At 64.8% G+C, this 17588-nt stretch carries 14 protein-coding genes; 10 read left to right on the top strand and 4 right to left on the bottom strand.

What is annotated here, in order from left to right:
* Window positions 1-13 precede the first annotated feature (13 nt).
* Window positions 14-2827: a S8 family serine peptidase gene (locus tag DFP89_RS04915; protein ID WP_114348269.1), complete on the bottom strand. Its 2814-nt coding sequence runs from the start codon at window positions 2825-2827 to the stop codon at window positions 14-16.
* Between the two features lie 24 nt (window positions 2828-2851).
* Window positions 2852-3931, bottom strand: coding sequence for a hypothetical protein (locus DFP89_RS04910; RefSeq protein WP_147273270.1), 1080 nt, complete (start codon window positions 3929-3931; stop codon window positions 2852-2854).
* Window positions 3932-4321: 390 nt separating this feature from the next.
* Between DFP89_RS04910 and glpD the strand changes: the two genes are divergently transcribed.
* The 8 genes from glpD (at window position 4322) to glpK (ending at window position 13558) form a co-directional block, all read left to right on the top strand.
* On the top strand, window positions 4322-5905 hold the full coding sequence (glpD, locus tag DFP89_RS04905; RefSeq protein WP_114348267.1) for a glycerol-3-phosphate dehydrogenase: 1584 nt from the start codon (window positions 4322-4324) through the stop codon (window positions 5903-5905).
* 12 nt (window positions 5906-5917) lie between these two features.
* Window positions 5918-6997, top strand: a complete 1080-nt coding sequence (locus DFP89_RS04900) for an ABC transporter ATP-binding protein (protein ID WP_114348266.1) — start codon at window positions 5918-5920, stop codon at window positions 6995-6997.
* Window positions 6998-6999: 2 nt separating this feature from the next.
* The gene (locus DFP89_RS04895; protein ID WP_114348265.1) at window positions 7000-8085 is read left to right on the top strand and encodes an ABC transporter ATP-binding protein; all 1086 of its coding nucleotides are present in this window, start codon (window positions 7000-7002) and stop codon (window positions 8083-8085) included.
* The gene (locus tag DFP89_RS04890; protein WP_114348264.1) at window positions 8085-8972 is read left to right on the top strand and encodes a carbohydrate ABC transporter permease; all 888 of its coding nucleotides are present in this window, start codon (window positions 8085-8087) and stop codon (window positions 8970-8972) included. Before DFP89_RS04895 ends, DFP89_RS04890 begins: the two co-directional genes overlap by 1 nt.
* Window positions 8972-9775: a carbohydrate ABC transporter permease gene (locus DFP89_RS04885; protein WP_114348263.1), complete on the top strand. Its 804-nt coding sequence runs from the start codon at window positions 8972-8974 to the stop codon at window positions 9773-9775. Before DFP89_RS04890 ends, DFP89_RS04885 begins: the two co-directional genes overlap by 1 nt.
* An 8-nt stretch (window positions 9776-9783) precedes the next feature.
* Entirely contained in the window at window positions 9784-10209 is a 426-nt protein-coding gene (locus DFP89_RS04880) for a DUF2160 domain-containing protein (protein WP_114348262.1), read from the top strand.
* A gap of 82 nt (window positions 10210-10291) precedes the next feature.
* Window positions 10292-12016, top strand: coding sequence for an ABC transporter substrate-binding protein (locus DFP89_RS04875; protein WP_425452633.1), 1725 nt, complete (start codon window positions 10292-10294; stop codon window positions 12014-12016).
* A 57-nt stretch (window positions 12017-12073) separates the two neighbouring features.
* The gene (gene glpK, locus DFP89_RS04870) at window positions 12074-13558 is read left to right on the top strand and encodes a glycerol kinase GlpK (RefSeq protein WP_114348260.1); all 1485 of its coding nucleotides are present in this window, start codon (window positions 12074-12076) and stop codon (window positions 13556-13558) included.
* 90 nt (window positions 13559-13648) lie between these two features.
* On the opposite strand, the gene hppD is transcribed toward glpK, so the two are convergent.
* Entirely contained in the window at window positions 13649-14761 is a 1113-nt protein-coding gene (gene hppD / locus DFP89_RS04865; RefSeq protein ID WP_114348259.1) for a 4-hydroxyphenylpyruvate dioxygenase, read from the bottom strand.
* 135 nt (window positions 14762-14896) lie between these two features.
* Between hppD and DFP89_RS04860 the strand changes: the two genes are divergently transcribed.
* Window positions 14897-15355: an Lrp/AsnC family transcriptional regulator gene (locus DFP89_RS04860; protein ID WP_245948598.1), complete on the top strand. Its 459-nt coding sequence runs from the start codon at window positions 14897-14899 to the stop codon at window positions 15353-15355.
* 6 nt (window positions 15356-15361) lie between these two features.
* Here DFP89_RS04860 and DFP89_RS04855 read toward each other — a convergent pair whose 3' ends face one another.
* Complete coding sequence (locus DFP89_RS04855) at window positions 15362-16066, bottom strand: GntR family transcriptional regulator (protein WP_114348323.1); 705 nt, start codon at window positions 16064-16066, stop codon at window positions 15362-15364.
* A gap of 101 nt (window positions 16067-16167) precedes the next feature.
* On the opposite strand from DFP89_RS04855, the gene uxaC reads away from it, so the two are divergent.
* Window positions 16168-17574 carry a glucuronate isomerase gene (gene uxaC, locus DFP89_RS04850; RefSeq protein ID WP_114348257.1) on the top strand — a complete coding sequence of 469 codons (1407 nt, stop codon included), beginning with the start codon at window positions 16168-16170 and terminating at the stop codon, window positions 17572-17574.
* The last annotated feature ends 14 nt before the right edge of the window (window positions 17575-17588 follow it).

Raw genomic sequence — 17588 nt, 5'->3', positions numbered from 1 at the left:
GCCGGCGCCCCCGTCACAGCAGGGCGTTGAGCTGGCTGTTGGCGGCGCGCACAAGCGCGAGGTCATGGGCGTGGTTCGCCCGCAGCCAGTCGCCGGCGAAATGCAGCCCCGCCGCCGAGATGTCGACCCCTTCCAGCGTGCCGATCAGCGAGCCTGAATTGCCGCCCAGCGTGGTTGCGTCATGGTCGAAGACCCAGCCGCCAAAGCGCTGCACCATGCCGGGCGCGAAGTATTTCTCGCGATAGCGCAGCCCGAAGAGCTCGCGCAGGCGCTCGATCACGTCCTGACGCAGCGCGCCCTGATCGTCGCGCGGGATATAGGCCGGCGGTGCCGGATAGCCGACAACGAACAGGTTTGCGGCCCTCGCGCGCCACCCCTCATTGCGGACCACCGCGATCGGCGCCGGCGGGGTGCCACCCGAGGTGTTCGTGGTTTCGATGCGCAGAAGCGCAAGGTCGAGCTGCTCGAAGCTGATCGGATGGCCGGTGATCGGATCCGGGCCCGCCAGCACCACCTCGACAATGCGGAAGCGCCGCGCCGGATCGAAACCCGAGGGCGAGAAGTCGATGGTCGCCTGCCGCGTCATCTGCCAGCGCGCCGGGTTCGTGGCGCGCGGCAATGGGCTGGCCAGTTCCTCAAGCACATGGCGGTTGGTCAGGATCAGGTCCGGGCCGACCAGAAAGCCGGTCCCGGTATGGATCCAGTCCGCATCGATCCGGCCGACCGCCGCCAGCGGGCCGGATTCCAGATCGCTCAGCCGCGTGTTCACCAGCACCCCGAATGCCCCAAGCGAGGGATGGGTGCTGTCCACCGTCTGTACGATGCGGTTGTCGGGCGTCAGCCGCTCGGTCACCGGCAGTGCGGCGCGGTCGGTCAGCGAGACCAGCGCCTCAAGCTGGATGGTCTGCGCCGTCGACAGCCGCGCGGCGCCACCCTGGCTGTGCAGATTGCGGATGGCGTCGTCGATGCTGTCCAGATCGGTGCCCAGATCGTTGCGCCCGGTCTGCTCGATCCGGGCGTTCAGACCGTCAAGGATCTGCGCCCTGCCGCTTTCATCAAGCGCGGCGCGGGCGGTCTCGACATTCATCTTGCGGGCGGATTCGGCGGATATGCCGGGGCTGGCGGCCACGCCGATGCGGGTGATCAGCGCCTCGGTCCGCAGGCTGCTTTCGGCCGGGCGCAACAGCGCGGGTGCCGGCATGCCGGCCCGCAGCGCCAGCGCCGCAAGACGCGGATCGCGCGCACCTGCCGCGGCCTCGGTCAGCGGCCCCGAGGCGCGCCGGGGGGCCCGGGCCTCGGCGCCGGCACCGGGCTGGCCGCGTCCGGCACGCGCATCGGCGATCAGCAGCGCCGAGACCTCGGCCCCGTGCCGCGCCCAGTCGAAGCCCTCGTCGAAGCGGCCCGGGCCCAGCACCTCGGTCATCGCACCCTCGAGCCCGCCGCTGAGATCGGTGGCGGCGATGGCGCTTTCCAGCCCGCCCATGCGGATGTCGCGCAGGGACAGGGCCAGCAGGGCATCGGCATTGATGATCCCCGCCCCCATGTCCCCCGGAAAGCCCGCCGGCCGTCGCGCGGTCTGGCGGGCGGCGGCGCGGAACAGGTCCTGAAGGGTGGTGCCACGGCGGCGGGCTTCGGCGATCGCGGCGGCGCGGCCGTGATGGCCCAGCCACAGGGCCGCGATCCCGGCGCTGAGCGCCACCGCGAAAGAGGTGCCCTGACCGCCCGAGATGCCGGTCAGCTGGTGGGCCGGGTCACGGGTATCGGCGCGCCAGACAAATTCCGCCGGGGCCGAGAAATCGATCGATGGCCCGCGCGAGGTGCCCCTCCAGGGCTGGTCGGCATTGTTGGTGCCGGCGACGGCGATGCATTCGGGAAAGGCGGCGGGCCAGACGGTGATGCCGACGCAATTGCCGGCAGCCGCCATCACGATGATGTCGCGCGCGACCGCCCGCCGGATCGCGGCGCGCAAGGCGCGGCTGCTCAGCCCGCCCAGGCTCATGGTGACGACATGCGCGCCCACACCGATCGCGTGATCGACGGCGCGGGCCACCGGGCTTGCATCCATGACCACGACATCGTTGATGCAGCGGATCGGCACCAGCGTCGCGCGCGGGGCCGAACCCTTGATCGCCGAGCCCTCGCCCGAGGCGACGACACTGGCGGTCGAGGTGCCATGGCCGGGATTGGACATGCGCGAGGACAGCGGGTCGGTGGGGTCGGTGCCGCCCTCGATCAGGTTCAGCGTGCGGCTAAGATCGATCCGCGTGTCCTGCAGCTCGACATGTTTCACGATACCGGTATCGGGCTGGGCGATGACGATGTTGCGGCCCTTGGCGGGGTTGCGCGCCCAGGCCTGATGCACCAGCGTGCGGCGCAGCGCCCATTCCTTGTCCGGGGGCGCGTTGCCCTGCGCCCAGCAGAAGATGTCGCCGATGACGCCCTCGGTGCCGCGCGGCGGGCTGTCGCTGGGATCGCTTGACGCCGCCACGCCGATATCAGGCTCGCAGGAAAGCAGCCCGAGCTGGTCGCGCAGCGCCTCGGCGATGGCGAACATCGCGTCTTCGGGCAGGGTGCGGTCGATGCCCTCGGGGGAAAAGACCAGAAACGCCGGATCGCCGCCGGGAAACAGCGGTTCAAGCCTGAAGGCGGTGCTGCCGGTCAGGGCCTTCAGCTTTTCCCGCGTTCGGGCCTGCGCCTCTGCCGGATCGTCCGAGGGCAGCAGTTCAAGGACAAAGCGCATGCGCTCGGGGGTGAAGATCGGGCGGTCATCGGGGGCGGCATCGCGCATGATCTCACGCAGCAGCGCCAATCCGCGAAATTCGGTCATCTGGGGGCCTCGTTCATTGGGGCGTCAGGGGATGGCAGCCGTCAGGGTTTCGGCCGCGGCTATCTTTGCCTTGAGATCTGCAAGCGCGGCGTTCGCCGCTGCCACGGTGGCGCTGCTGCTGTTGTCGGCGGCGGCTTTCTTGACCGCCTCCTCGGCCCGTTTCAGAGCCTCTTCGGCGGCGGTATGCGCAGGCTTGGCAGCTTTATATTGCTGTGTCTGGTCGCGCGGTGCCGAGGTGGGCAATTTCTTTGTCACCTCCTCCAGCCGCTTGCGCTGCTCGGCCAGCATGGCCTTCAGCTCATCTGCGGGGGTGCCGGTCGAAATGCGGGCCATCAAGGTCTTGCCCCAGCTGTCCACGGCGCCAAGCGCCTCGTTGGCCATCATGCCGGCAACCACCGCGATCAGCGCGATGGGGATGGGATTCAGCTTGTCGGTGTTGCCCGCGGTGCTCAGCGTGATCTGCGCGACCTGCACCAACAGGTAGAACACGAAGGCGACCACAATGCCCATCAACGGACGGATGACATAGTCCGCCGGGGTGGGTTGATCCGACGAATCTGCGGTCAGGAAGGCGCGGGCAACAGAGATGATCCCGCCCAGAAAGCCCATCAACAGCGTCAGCAACAGGATCAATTGATCGGGCGTCGCCCGGTCAAAGCATTTCCATCGCCAGGAATGCCGTGCCAGCTGCAGCGCGTCCACGGCGGCCGGACCATCGCTCAGATCCCTACGTATCCGTGTCACTTCGGCCTCAGCTGCAGCCAGCGCCGCGGTTTCATCCTGAATGCCTTTGGAAAGTCCGTCGCGCCGGATCAGCATATTGGTGTTCGGGGCATCGTCGGTCAGCAGCTTCAGATACTCGGTGTGATAGCTATCCAGCCTGTCGGCGACCTCGTCACGCGCGCGCAGGGCGATGGCTGCTGTCTTATAGGTCGCTGAACCTTGCGCCATGCCGCGCCAGCTCAGTTCGGGCATGATCGCGATGCTGACGAACAGGGCAGTGACCACGCCAAAACACAGCAGAACGCCCCCAAAAATATCGCCGATCGGGAACCCCAGAAACTTCATATTCCTAATGTCGCAGCATGGCATCGCTGCCTCCATGATCAGAACGGGCCGATTTTACCTGGGGCAGCGGTGAAACGATCAGCCAAGGGCCGCAACCTGGGGGCGGCGGTTCACAGTTCCGTCTTGAAATGATCGGAGAATCGTCCGGTCAAGGCATGGTATCACGATTCCGCTGCTTCGGACGCGGATTTCGGCCCCGTGCGTTCGTGGCTGTTCTTGTATAAGAAAAGCGCGGAAAATCGCGCATGTGCAGCATGGATCAGGCTGGGCTTCGCGATCTGCGCCAGGTTTACGCGGCGTCGCAGCGTAGAAATTTTCGTTTTTGCTCTGAAACGGTCAAAAACGAAAATATACGCTTGACCGGCGACAGGCAGGCGCTACACCTTGCCAACAGGGGAGCGGGCACAGCAAAGGGGGGATTGCGGCGTGTCATCGTCAGAACGTCCGATCGTCGATCTGTTCATCATCGGCGGCGGCATCAATGGCTGCGGCATTGCCCGCGACGCTGCCGGGCGCGGCCTTTCGGTCACCATGGCCGAGATGGGCGATCTGGCGCAAGGGACCTCATCTGCCTCGACCAAGCTGTTCCATGGCGGGCTGCGCTATCTGGAGTATTTCGAATTCCGTCTGGTGCGCGAGGCGCTGGAGGAACGCGAAACCCTGCTGACGGCCATGCCCCATATCAGCTGGCCGATGCGTTTCGTGCTGCCCTATTCGCCCGACATGCGCTTTGAAAGCGACACGCCGACCTCGCGCCTGCTGGGGCTGGCGATGCCCTGGATGAAGGGCCGCCGTCCGGCATGGCTGATCCGGCTGGGACTGTTTCTTTACGACCATCTGGGCGGCAGAAAGATCCTGCCCGGCACCTCGAAACTGGATCTGTCCTCTGATCCGCTGGGTAGGCCGCTGAAGCCGGGTTTTCGCACCGGCTGGGAATATTCCGATTGCTGGGTGCAGGATTCGCGGCTGGTCGTGCTGAACGCCCGCGACGCCGAGGCGCGCGGCGCCACCATCCTGACCCGCACCCGCGTGACCATGGCCCAGCGTCTGGGCGAGCTGTGGCAGATCACCACCGAGGGGCCGGAGGGCATGCAGACCTATCACGCCCGCGCGCTGGTCAATGCCGGCGGCCCGTGGGTCGAGGATGTCATCCGCAATGTCGCGCATATCCCCTCGACCGAGGGGGTGCGGCTGGTGCGCGGCAGCCATATCGTGGTGCCGAAACTTTACGACCATGACCGCTGCTATTTCTTTCAGGGGACTGACGGGCGCATCATCTTTGCCATCCCCTATGAGCAGGACTTCACCCTGATCGGCACCACCGACATGGACCACAAGGGCCTGCCGGGCGAGGCCCGCTGCACGGATGAGGAACGCGATTATCTCTGCGCCTTTGCCAGCCAGTATTTCGCCCGCCCGGTGACCCCCGATCAGGTGGTCTGGACCTATTCGGGCGTCCGGCCGCTTTACAATGACGGCGCGAAATCGGCGACGGCGGCGACGCGGGACTATGTGCTGAGCCTGAACGATCAGGGTGCGCCGCTGCTGAACGTCTTTGGCGGCAAGATCACCACCTATCGCCGGCTGGCGGAAAGCGCGCTGGCGAAACTTGCGCCGTTTTTCCCCAAGGCCTCGGGGAACTGGACGGCGCGCGTGGCCCTGCCCGGCGGCGATTTCCCGGTCGATGGGGTCGAGGCGCTGATCGCGCAGCTGGGCGCCACCTATCCGTTCCTCAGCCCGCGCCTCGCGCGGCGGCTGGTGCGCACCTATGGCACCGAGGCCTTTCGCCTGCTGGGCGACGCAAAGAGCCTCTCCGATCTGGGCCGCGATTTCGGCGCCGGCCTGACCGAGGCCGAGGTCAACTGGCTGGTCCGCAACGAATACGCCCTGAGCGCGCAGGACATCCTGTGGCGGCGCACCAAGCTGGGGCTGCATATGAACAACGAACAGGTCCGCGCGCTGGATGACTTCATCGCGGCCATGCCAGCCGCGACCGCGGCGGCAGAATAAGGGGGGGAAGACGTGCTGGAATTGCAGGGCGTGTCGCGCGTGGTCGGGGGCAGGGTGCATATACACCCGACCAGCCTGACCTTGCAGAAGGGCACGATGAACGTATTGCTGGGGCCGACCCTGTCGGGCAAGACCAGCCTGATGCGGCTGATGGCGGGGCTGGACCAGCCTTCGGCCGGGCGGGTGATCTGGGACGGGCAGGACGTGACCGGCCAGCGTGTCCAGGACCGCGGTGTCGCCATGGTCTATCAGCAATTCATCAACTATCCCGGCCTGACGGTTTACGAAAACATCGCCTCGCCCCTGCGCATCCTTGGCCGCCCCGGCGACGAGATCGACCGCAAGGTTCGCGAAACCGCCGAGATGATGCGCCTGACGCCCATGCTGACCCGCAAGCCCTTGGAATTGTCGGGCGGCCAGCAGCAACGCTGCGCGCTGGCCCGGGCGCTGGTCAAGGGTGCGGGGCTGGTCCTGCTGGACGAGCCGCTGGCAAACCTTGATTACAAGCTGCGCGAAGAATTGCGCGTCGAGATCCCCCGCATCTTTGAAGCCTCGGGCGCGATCTTTGTCTATGCCACGACCGAGCCCGAGGAAGCCCTGCTGCTGGGCGGCAATACCGCCACCTTGTGGGAAGGCCGAGTGACCCAGTTCGGCCCCACGCCTCTGGTCTATCGCCAGCCGGTCGATGCGACCACGGCGCGGGTGTTTTCCGATCCGCCGATGAACTTCATGACGGCCAGGATTCAGGGCGGGCGGCTTACGCTGGGCGACAGCGCCGCGCCGGTCGCGGGCTTTGACGGCTTGCCGGACGGGGCCTATCAGGCCGGTTTCCGCGCCAACCACCTGCACTTGCATAAGCACAGCGATGCCGCCATCGCCTTTGACTGCGTGCTGGCCGTGACCGAGATCACCGGCTCGGAAACCTTCATCCATGTCGATCACGGTGCCGACCGCTGGGTCGGGCTGGTCGAGGGCGTCCATGACCTGACGCCGGGGCAGGAATTGACGGTCTGGCTGGACCCGGCCCATGTCTACCTGTTCGACGCGGCCGGGCGGCTTTCGGCACCTGCATCCTATGCGAAGGCGGCCTGACCATGGCACAGATCACGCTGAAAAACCTGGCCCACAGCTATTTCCCGAATCCGCAATCGGACAAGGATTACGCGCTGAAGGAAATGGACCATGTCTGGCAGGACGGGGGGGCTTATGCGCTGCTGGGCTCGTCAGGCTGTGGCAAGACCACGCTTTTGAACATCATCTCGGGGCTTTTGCGGCCCAGCCATGGGCGCGTGCTGTTTGGTGACCGTGACGTCACCGACGCCCCGACGGCCGAGCGCAATATCGCGCAGGTGTTCCAGTTCCCGGTCGTCTATGACACCATGTCGGTGCGCGACAATCTGGCATTCCCGCTGCGCAATCGCGGCATGGATGCGGCCTATATCAAGGCCCGCGTCGATCAGATCGCCCAGATGATCGGGATGGAGGCGTGGCTTTCACGCAAGGCTCAGGGGCTGACCGCGGATGCCAAGCAAAAGATCAGCCTTGGCCGCGGCATGGTGCGCGAGGACGTGAACGCGATCCTGTTCGACGAGCCGCTGACCGTCATCGACCCGCATATGAAATGGGAATTACGCACGCAGCTCAAGCAACTGCATCGCCAGTTCGGCCATACGATGATCTATGTCACCCATGACCAGACCGAGGCCTTGACCTTCGCCGACAAGGTCGTGGTCATGTATGACGGCCGCGTCGTGCAGATGGGCACCCCCGAGGAACTGTTCGAGACCCCTGCCCATACCTTCGTGGGCTATTTCATCGGCTCTCCGGGGATGAATTTTCTGACGGCTGACGTGCAGGGCAATCGCGCCACGCTGCCCGGCGGTGATGTGGTCGGGCTGGGCGCAAGCTATGCGCCCCAGTCGGGCCGGGTCCAGATCGGCATCCGCCCCGAACATGCGACGCTGGTCGCCAGCGGAGGGCTGCCCTTTGTCATCCGCCGGGTCGAGGACGTGGGTCGCCACCGCCTGCTGCGCGGCGAGGTTCTGGGCAATGCGCTCAATGTCGTCATCCCCGAAGGGATGCCGGTCGATGGCCTGCCCCAGGTCGCCTTCGCGCCTGCAAAGATCAACGTTTATGCCGATGACTGGCGCGTCGCGCCCGCACAGGAAAGGGCCGCCTGATGGAAAAGACCCAGAACAACAAGGCGTGGTTTCTGGTCCTGCCGGTGCTGGTCATCGTGGCCTTTTCGGCGGTGATCCCGCTGATGACGGTGGTGAACTACGCCTTCAACGACACATTCGGGAACAACGAATTCTTCTGGGCGGGCCTGGAATGGTTCGACGAGATGGTCCATTCCGAACGTCTGCACGAGGCGCTTGGCCGGCAGGCGCTGTTTTCCGCCATCATCCTTGCGATCGAGGTGCCCTTGGGCATTTTCGTCGCGCTGAACATGCCCAAGAAGGGTTTCTGGTCCAGCGTGGTGCTGGTCCTGATGGCGCTGCCTTTGCTGATCCCCTTCAACGTCGTCGGCACGATCTGGCAGATCTTCGGGCGCACCGATATCGGCCTGTTGGGGCATACGCTTGCGGCGATCGGCATCGATTACAACTACACCAACGACCCGCTGGATGCGTGGATCACGGTGGTCGTCATGGATGTCTGGCACTGGACCAGCCTTGTCGCGCTGCTGTGCTATGCCGGGCTGCAATCGATCCCGCAGGCCTATTATCAGGCGGCCAAGATCGATCAGGCCAGCCGCTGGGCCGTCTTCCGCTATATCGAGCTGCCCAAGATGAAGGGCGTCCTGCTGATCGCGGTGCTTTTGCGCTTCATGGACAGTTTCATGATTTATACCGAGCCCTTTGTGGTCACCGGCGGTGGTCCGGGCAACTCGACCACGTTCCTGTCCATCGATCTGGTCAAGATGGCGGTCGGGCAGTTCGACCTTGGCCCTGCCGCTGCCTTCTCACTGATGTATTTCCTTGTGATCCTGCTGGTCAGCTGGGTGTTCTATACGGTCATGACCAATCTTGACCGCGCCCAGACCAGCATGGGGGAGGGCAACTGATGCGTATCAAGTCGCAAGCCGTCGTGATGGCGCTGTATCTCTTGTTTCTTATGCTGCCGATCTATTGGCTGCTGAACATGTCGCTGAAGACCAATGCCGAGATCACCGGCACCTTCAGCCTTTACCCGCATGAGTTCACGCTGCGGAACTATCGGGTGATCCTGACCGACCCAAGCTGGTACATGGGCTATGTCAACTCGATCATCTATGTGGTGATGAACACGGTGATTTCGATCGCGGTGGCGCTGCCGGCGGCCTATGCCTTCAGCCGCTACAGCTTCATGGGCGACAAGCACCTGTTCTTCTGGCTTCTGACCAACCGCATGTCGCCGCCCGCTGTCTTTGCGCTGCCGTTCTTTCAGCTTTATTCCTCGATCGGGCTGTTTGACACGCATATCGCGGTGGCCTTGGCGCATTGCCTCTTCAACGTGCCGCTGGCCGTCTGGATCCTCGAAGGTTTCATGCGCGGCGTGCCCAAGGAAATCGACGAGACCGCCTATATCGACGGCTACAGCTTTCCACGCTTTTTCGTAAAGATCTTCATGCCGCTGATCGCATCCGGGATCGGGGTTGCCGCCTTCTTCTGCTTCATGTTCTCATGGGTCGAGCTGCTCTTGTCGCGCACCCTGACCAGCGTGAACGCGAAACCCATCGCCGCGACGATGACGCGCACGGTTTCGGCCTCGGGCATGGACTGGGGTGTGCTGGCGGCGGCAGGTGTGCTGACCATCGTGCCGGGCGCGCTGGTGATCTGGTTTGTCCGCAACTACATCGCCAAGGGCTTTGCCCTGGGCCGCGTCTGAGGTTCGCCATGGCTGATACCGCAATCCCCGCCCGCCGCACCAACTGGACCGCGATCTATCTGACCGCCACCGCGGTTCTGGGCGCAGCCCTTGGCTTCCTGATCTGGGCGACCCCGGTCACTGATGAGGGTGCGAAAGACTGGTTCGCGCCGATGATCCCCGGCGGCTGGATGGCCTGGACCTTCCCGGTGGCGCTGTTCTTCTGGACCATCGCCAGCTTGCTCACGCTGTTCACCATCCTGGCGATCCGCTTTCCGGAAACGCCCCGCCATGGCATCCTGCGGATCGAAACCACGCGCGGCGACCGGCTGTTCATCACGCTTCTCGGCTCGGCCTTCATCTGTCTGGGCTGGCTGTTTTTCGCCGGCCCGCCGCTTTGGTGGGCGCTGGCACTGTGCCTTGTCTATGCTGCGGCGGTGTTCCGCTGGGTCTGACGGGCCGATGATCCCGCCCAAGGGCAGCGGCGATTGCCCGGGCAAAATCCAAGTAACGTCTCACATTCCAAGGGAGGAAACCATGAGACTGACTGCAACCAGAACGGCCATGGCGCTTGCGCTGATGGTCACGGGCACCGCGCCCGCTTGGGCCGATATGGAAGCTGCCAAGCAGTTTCTCGACGCCGAAATCGGCGATCTGTCCACCCTGCCGCGTGCGGATCAGGAAAAGGAAATGCAATGGTTCATCGACGCCGCAAAGCCGCTGGCGGGGATGGAGATCAAGGTGGTTTCCGAAACCATCACCACCCATGAATACGAGGCCAAGGTTCTGGCCCCGGCCTTTACCGCCATCACCGGCATCAAGGTCACCCATGACCTGATCGGCGAGGGCGATGTCGTCGAAAAGCTGCAGACCCAGATGCAGACCGGCGAGAACATCTATGACGGCTATGTCAACGACTCGGACCTGATCGGCACCCATTGGCGCTATCAGCAGGCCCGCGACCTGACCAAATGGATGGCCGAAGAGGGCAAGGATTTCACCAACCCCGGTCTGGACCTGCCGGACTTTCTGGGCCTGAAATTCACCACCGCGCCCGATGGCGATCTGTATCAGCTGCCCGACCAGCAGTTCGCGAACCTCTACTGGTTCCGCTATGACTGGTTCAACGACCAGAAGACCAAGGACGATTTCAAGGCCAAGTACGGCTATGATCTGGGCGTCCCGGTGAACTGGTCGGCCTATGAGGACATCGCCGAATTCTTCACCGGCCGCGACATGTCCTATATCGAGGGCGGTCCCACCAAGGCCTGGGGCAACATGGATTACGGCAAGAAGGACCCCAGCCTTGGCTGGCGTTATACCGATGCCTGGATGTCCATGGCCGGCATGGGCGACAAGGGCGAGCCGAACGGCCTTCCGGTCGATGAATGGGGCGTCCGCGTCGATGAAAACAGCCGTCCGGTCGGGTCCTGCGTGGCGCGTGGTGGCGCGACCAACGATGCGGCAGCCGTCTATGCCGTGACCAAGGCCATCGACTGGCTGAAAGCCTATACGCCCCCGGAAGCCCAGGGCATGACCTTCGGCGAGGCCGGGCCGGTCCCGGCACGCGGCGACATCGCCCAGCAGATGTTCTGGTACACCGCCTTTACCGCCGACATGGTCAAGGAAGGCACCGCCGTGGTGAACGCGGATGGCACGCCGAAATGGCGCATGGCGCCCTCGCCGCACGGGGCCTATTGGACCGAAGGCACCAAGATCGGCTATCAGGACGTGGGTTCGTGGACGCTGATGAAATCGACCCCCGTGGACCGCGCGCAGGCCGCATGGCTTTATGCGCAGTTCGTGACCTCGAAGACGGTCGATGTGAAGAAATCGCATGTCGGCCTGACCTTCATCCGCGAGTCGACCATTCAGGACAAGTCCTTCACCGACCGCGCGCCGAAACTGGGCGGTCTGGTCGAATTCTACCGCTCGCCCGCACGCGTGCAGTGGTCGCCGACCGGCACCAACATCCCCGACTATCCGAAGCTTGCACAGCTCTGGTGGCAGAATATCGGGGACGCGCTTTCGGGTGCGAAGTCGCCGCAAGAGGCGCTGGACGCGCTTTGTGCCGAACAGGAAAAGGTCCTGGCCCGGATCGAGCGTTCTGGCGTTCAGGGCGATCTTGGCCCCAAGATGAACGAGGAAAAGGACGCCCAGGAATGGCTTGACGCGCCCGGCGCGCCGGTGGGCAAGCTGGAAAACGAAAAGCCGCAGGGCGAGACGATTTCCTATGATGAACTGCTGAAGTCCTGGCAGTAACAGCATCGGGGGCGGGGCATTGTCCCGCCCCCATTCTATCTCGGGGAGGAGTCCGCCATGAAACATATTCTTGCCATCGATCAGGGCACGACCTCGTCCCGCGCCATCCTGTTTGATGAAAAGCTGCGGCCCGTCGCCTCGGCGCAAGAGGAATTCGCCCAGCATTTTCCGGCCTCGGGCTGGGTGGAACATGACGCCTCGGATCTGTGGAGCACGGTCGCCGCGACCGCCCGCGCCGCCATCGAGAAACTGGGGCAGGGGGCGGATGACATCGCCGCCATCGGCATCACCAACCAGCGCGAAACCACGGTGCTCTGGGACCGCGCGACCGGCCGCGCCCTGCATAACGCCATCGTCTGGCAGGACCGCCGCACCGCCGATCTGTGCGAGCGGCTGAAGGCTGATGGGCATGAGCCGATGATCTCGGCCCGGACCGGGTTGCTGCTCGACCCGTATTTTTCCGGCACCAAGCTGAAATGGCTGCTGGACCATGTCGAGGGCGCCCGCGCCCGCGCCGAGGCTGGCGAGCTGGCCTTCGGCACCGTCGACAGTTGGCTGATCTGGAACCTGACCGGCGGCAAGGTGCATGCGACCGACGCCACCAATGCCGCGCGGACGCTGCTTTACAACATCGCCGAGAACCGCTGGGACGCGGATATCTGCGCGCTTCTGGACATTCCGATGGCGCTTTTGCCTGAGGTGCGCGACAGCGCCGACGATTTCGGCGTCACCCGCGCCGATCTGTTTGGACGCGAGATCCCGATCATGGGCGTCGCGGGCGACCAGCAGGCCGCGACCGTGGGGCAGGCCTGTTTCCGTCCCGGCATGATGAAATCGACCTATGGCACCGGTTGCTTCGCGCTGCTGAACACCGGCGACCAGATGGTGCCGTCCAAAAACCGGCTGCTGACCACCATTGCCTATCGGCTGAACGGGCAGACGACCTATGCGCTGGAAGGCTCGATCTTTATCGCCGGCGCGGTGGTGCAATGGCTGCGCGACGGGCTGAAAATCATCCGCCACGCCGCCGAGACGCAGCCTTTGGCCGAGGCCGCCGATCCGACGCAGGAACTGATCATGGTCCCGGCCTTTACCGGGCTGGGCGCGCCCTATTGGCGGCCCGACAGCCGGGGCGCGGTCTTCGGTCTGACCCGAAATTCCGGCCCCGCCGAATTTGCCCGTGCGGCCTTGGAAAGCGTCGGCTTCCAGACCCGTGACCTGCTCGAGGCGATGCGCGCCGATTGGGGCGCCGCGGCCGAGGGCGTCTTGCGCGTCGATGGCGGCATGGTGGCCAGCGACTGGACCATGCAGTTCCTGTCCGACATTCTTGGCGCGCCGGTTGACCGTCCGGTGGTGACCGAAACCACCGCGCTTGGCGCCGCCTATTTGGCCGGGTTGGGCGCGGGCATCTGCCCTCCGCCCGAGGAATTTGCCCGCGAATGGGCGCTAGAGCATCGCTTTGAACCGGCGATGGACAAGGCCACGCGCGATGCCCGCTATGCGCGCTGGAAGCGCGCGGTGGCCGCCACCATGGCGGCCTGAGCCGATCCCGAAACTGGCCCGGCCGCCTCCAGAAGGGCAGAGAGGCGGCCGGGTATCGCGCAGCGCGAAACGCGCGCGGGGCAGGGCAGATCAGGCAGCGTCACCGGGTTTCAGCACGCCACGGCGCAATTGGTCGGCCTCGATCGATTCAAAGAGGGCGCGGAAGTTTCCCTCGCCGAAACCATCGTCGCCCTTGCGCTGGATGAATTCGAAAAAGATCGGCCCGATCACGGTCTTTGAAAAGATCTGCAGCAGGATCCGGGTCTCGCCCCCGCCGACGACGCCTTCGCCGTCGATCAGGATGCCGTGCTGTTTCATGCGCGCGATCGGCTCGGCGTGGCCGGTCACCCGCTCGCGCGACATCTCGTAATAGGTGTCGGGCGGTCCGGGCATGAAACGCATGCCGGCCCCGGCGATGCGGTCGGTGCCGGAATAGATGTCCTCGGTGCCGATGGCGATGTGCTGGATGCCCTCGCCCTTGTAGCGGCGCAGATATTCCTCGATCTGGCTGTGATCGTCGGTGGATTCGTTGATCGGGATGCGGATCTTGCCGTCGGGCGAGGTCAGCGCCCGGCTGACCAGCCCGGTCATCTTGCCCTGAATGTCGAAAAAGCGGATCTCGCGGAAATTGAACGTGTCGCGATAGAACCGATACCAGGTGTCCATATTGCCGCGAATGACGTTATGGGTCAGGTGGTCCAGATAGTAAAAGCCAAAGCCCGTCGGACAGGGATCGGCCTCGCCCAGCCAGTCGAACTCCGGGCTGTAGCAACTGCCCGCATCGCCGTAGTGATCGACGAAATACAACAGCGAGCCGCCGATTCCTTTCACCGCCGGCAGGTTCTGCGACTTGCCGGACCCGGTATATTCCGTGGCGCCCAGGGCCAGCGCATGGTCCAGTGCCTGCCCCGCATTGGCCACGCGCCAGGCCATGGCGGGTGCGCAGGGGCCGTGCTGGGCGACAAAGCGCGCGGCGTGGCTGTCGGGCTCGGCATTCAGCAGATAGTTGATGTCGCCCTGCCGGTAGAGGGTGATCTTTTTGCGCTTGTGCCGGGCAACGGGCACGAACCCCATCTGGCGAAAGGTGGCGTCCAGCTTTTCCGGCTCGGGATGGGCGAATTCGACGAACTCGAACCCGTCGGTGCCGGCGGGATTGTCCAGGCTGATCGTGGCTTTCGGCGCGTCATGCGGGAAGGGGCCCATGGCGTTTCCTTATATCGCTGGTCTTGGAACAAGCATGGCATGAAAGCCGCGCATGGTGCTTGCAATCCGGGTGGCAAAAGCCGATTGTTGCAGATGAAACATGCATGAAGCGCGAAATGGATGCACGATATGCGCATGGATCAATTCGACCTTGCGATTCTTGACGCATTGCAGCGCGATGGCGCGCTGACCAACGCGGCCTTGGGCGAGATCGTGCATCTGTCGGCCTCGCAATGTTCCCGTCGGCGTGCGGCGCTTGAACAGGCGGGGCTGATCCGGGGCTATGTCGCCCGGCTGGATGCGCAGATGCTGGGCTTTGGCCTGCGCGCGATCACCCGCGTCAGCCTGCGCGCCCATGGTCAGGGGCGCGATGACGGCTTCGTGCGCTTTTTGCAGGATCACCCGCAGGTGCATTCGGCCTTTTCGGTTTCGGGCGATGCGGATTACGTGCTGGATATCCGCGTGCGCGACCTTGAGGCCTTTGCCGCCTTCATCCATGCCGAGTTGCTGCCGCATCCGCAGGTGGCGCAGGTCCGGTCCGAGATCGTGCTGAAGACGCTCAAGGACGGGCAGGTGCTGGATCTGGGCGGCTAAGGCGGATCAGCCGCCAAAAACGCCGGGTTGCTCGACGCGCAGCCGGGCGATGATGCCCTCGATCCGGCTCAGATGCTGGCGGACGGCAGCGGCGGCACGGGCCGGATCGCGGTCCCGCAGCGTGGCCATGATCAGCCGATGCTCGTCCAGTGCGGTGCGGGCGCCATGGGTCAGGCTGAGATAGCGGGCGCGGTCCATGTGGCCCTTGTTCTCCTTGACCAGGCTCCAGACGAAATCCAGACCCGAATAGGCGCAGATGTCGCGGTGGAACTGGTCGTCCATGGCGTGGAACTCGGCCCGCTGGCCGGCATCCAGCGCCGCCTCCTGCCGGTCCACCAGCGCATCAAGCGCGTCCAGCTGCGCCGGCGTCAGCTTTTCGGCGGCGACGCGCATGCAGGCCTCTTCCAGCGCGGCGCGGATGAAATAGGCCTGAAGCACCGCCGGTTCGGAAATCGGCGTGATGGTGGTGGCGCGCTGCGGCCGGATCTGGATGAAGCCCATCTGCGACAGCCGGTAGAACGCGTCGCGTACCGGCTGGCGCGAGACACCCATCTGCGAGGCCACCTCGGCCTCGGACAGTTTGGCGCCGGGCGGCAGGGTCAGGTTCACCACCCGCTCGTAAAGCAGGTCGAAAATCTGGTCGGTGACGGTGCGCGGGCGTGTCTCGCCCAGAACCGGCAGCGCCGCGGCCGAAAGCGTCTGTGATGCCATCATTCCCTCCTGCGACGACTCTGCATTGACCGATCTTGAAAACTAGCATATTAGATGATCAGTTTTAGTGCAAGCGTGAGTCGCAGGGGAGAGGGTGACGCATGGGCCTGATGGACGAAGACCGCCTGTTCCCGCTGGAGGGGCGCGCCCGCGATCTGGCCCGCGCGCTTTACGCGGAAATCCGCGATCTGCCGATCCTCAGCCCGCATGGGCATACAGACCCGCGCTGGTATGCCGAGGACGCGGCCTTTCCCGATCCGGCGCAGCTTTTCGTCACCCCCGATCACTATGTCTTTCGCATGCTCTGCTCGCAGGGGGTCAGCCTGACCGATCTGGGCGTGCCGCGCGCCGATGGCGGTCTGACCGAGACGGATGGCCGCAAGATCTGGCATCTGTTCGCGCGCCACTATCATCTGCTGCGGGGCACGCCCTCGCGCATGTGGCTCGATCACAGCTTTCAGCATGTCTTCGGCATCGACCGGCGGCTGTCGGCCGAGACGGCGGATTGGTATTACGACCATATCGCCGACTGCCTGACCCGGCCCGAGTTCCGTCCGCGCGCCCTGTTCAAGCGCTTCAATATCGAGGCGATCGCCACGACCGAAGCCGCGACCGACGATCTGCGCTGGCATCGGATGATCCGCGAGTCGGGCTGGGACGGGCGGGTGATCACCGCCTATCGGCCCGATGGCGTCATCGACCCCGAAATGGCGGGGTTCACGGAAAATGTCGCGCTGATGGGCCAGCAGACCGGCTTCGATACCGCGACATGGGCCGGATATCTGGACGCGCATCGCGCGCGCCGGGCCTATTTCAAGGAATTCGGCGCGACCTCATCCGATCACGGCCATGCCTCGGCCCGGACCGAGGATCTGGCGCAGGCGGATGCGGCGGCCCTGTTCCAGAAGGCCCTGCGCGGCCAATGCACGGCGGAGGAGGCCGATGCCTTTCGCGGCCATATGCTGACCGAAATGGCGCGGATGAGCCTTGATGACGGCTTGGTGCTGCAGATCCATCCCGGTTCGCGGCGCAACCATTCCGATCAGGTGCTGGCGAGTTTCGGGCGCGACAAGGGCTTCGACATTCCCGGCCGCACCGATTACGTCGCGGCGCTGCGGCCGCTCTTGAACGCGGTCGGCATGCGCCCGGACCTGACGGTGATCCTGTTCACGCTGGACGAGACCGCTTACGCGCGCGAACTGGCGCCGATGGCCGGGGTCTGGCCCTGCCTGCGGCTGGGGCCGGCATGGTGGTTCCACGACAGCCCCGAGGGCATGCGCCGGTTCCGCGAGATGACCACCGAAACCGCCGGTTTCTACAACACCGTGGGCTTCAACGATGACACGCGGGCCTTTTGCTCGATCCCGGCGCGCCATGATGTCGCCCGGCGGGTCGATTGCGCCTTTCTGGCGACGCTGGTCGCCTCGGGCCGGCTGGCCGAGGACGAGGCGCCGGACCTTGCCCATGACCTTTCTTATGGCCTCGCCAAGAGGGCCTATAAGCTCTGAGTTTCACAACGGGA

This window comes from Paracoccus lutimaris, from assembly GCF_003337565.1.
GTDB lineage: Bacteria > Pseudomonadota > Alphaproteobacteria > Rhodobacterales > Rhodobacteraceae > Paracoccus > Paracoccus lutimaris.
This window is presented reverse-complemented; position numbering and strand designations above follow the sequence as displayed.

Coding starts and splice junctions, on each gene's coding strand:
- DFP89_RS04885 (WP_114348263.1), top strand. CDS start 8,972: ATGCGTATCAAGTCGCAAGCCGTCGTGATGGCGCTGTATCTCTTGTTT.
- uxaC (WP_114348257.1), top strand. CDS start 16,168: ATGGGCCTGATGGACGAAGACCGCCTGTTCCCGCTGGAGGGGCGCGCC.
- hppD (WP_114348259.1), bottom strand. CDS start 14,761: ATGGGCCCCTTCCCGCATGACGCGCCGAAAGCCACGATCAGCCTGGAC.
- DFP89_RS04855 (WP_114348323.1), bottom strand. CDS start 16,066: ATGGCATCACAGACGCTTTCGGCCGCGGCGCTGCCGGTTCTGGGCGAG.
- DFP89_RS04895 (WP_114348265.1), top strand. CDS start 7,000: ATGGCACAGATCACGCTGAAAAACCTGGCCCACAGCTATTTCCCGAAT.
- DFP89_RS04880 (WP_114348262.1), top strand. CDS start 9,784: ATGGCTGATACCGCAATCCCCGCCCGCCGCACCAACTGGACCGCGATC.
- DFP89_RS04875 (WP_425452633.1), top strand. CDS start 10,292: ATGAGACTGACTGCAACCAGAACGGCCATGGCGCTTGCGCTGATGGTC.
- DFP89_RS04910 (WP_147273270.1), bottom strand. CDS start 3,931: ATGGAGGCAGCGATGCCATGCTGCGACATTAGGAATATGAAGTTTCTG.
- glpK (WP_114348260.1), top strand. CDS start 12,074: ATGAAACATATTCTTGCCATCGATCAGGGCACGACCTCGTCCCGCGCC.
- DFP89_RS04860 (WP_245948598.1), top strand. CDS start 14,897: ATGGATCAATTCGACCTTGCGATTCTTGACGCATTGCAGCGCGATGGC.
- DFP89_RS04915 (WP_114348269.1), bottom strand. CDS start 2,827: ATGACCGAATTTCGCGGATTGGCGCTGCTGCGTGAGATCATGCGCGAT.
- DFP89_RS04890 (WP_114348264.1), top strand. CDS start 8,085: ATGGAAAAGACCCAGAACAACAAGGCGTGGTTTCTGGTCCTGCCGGTG.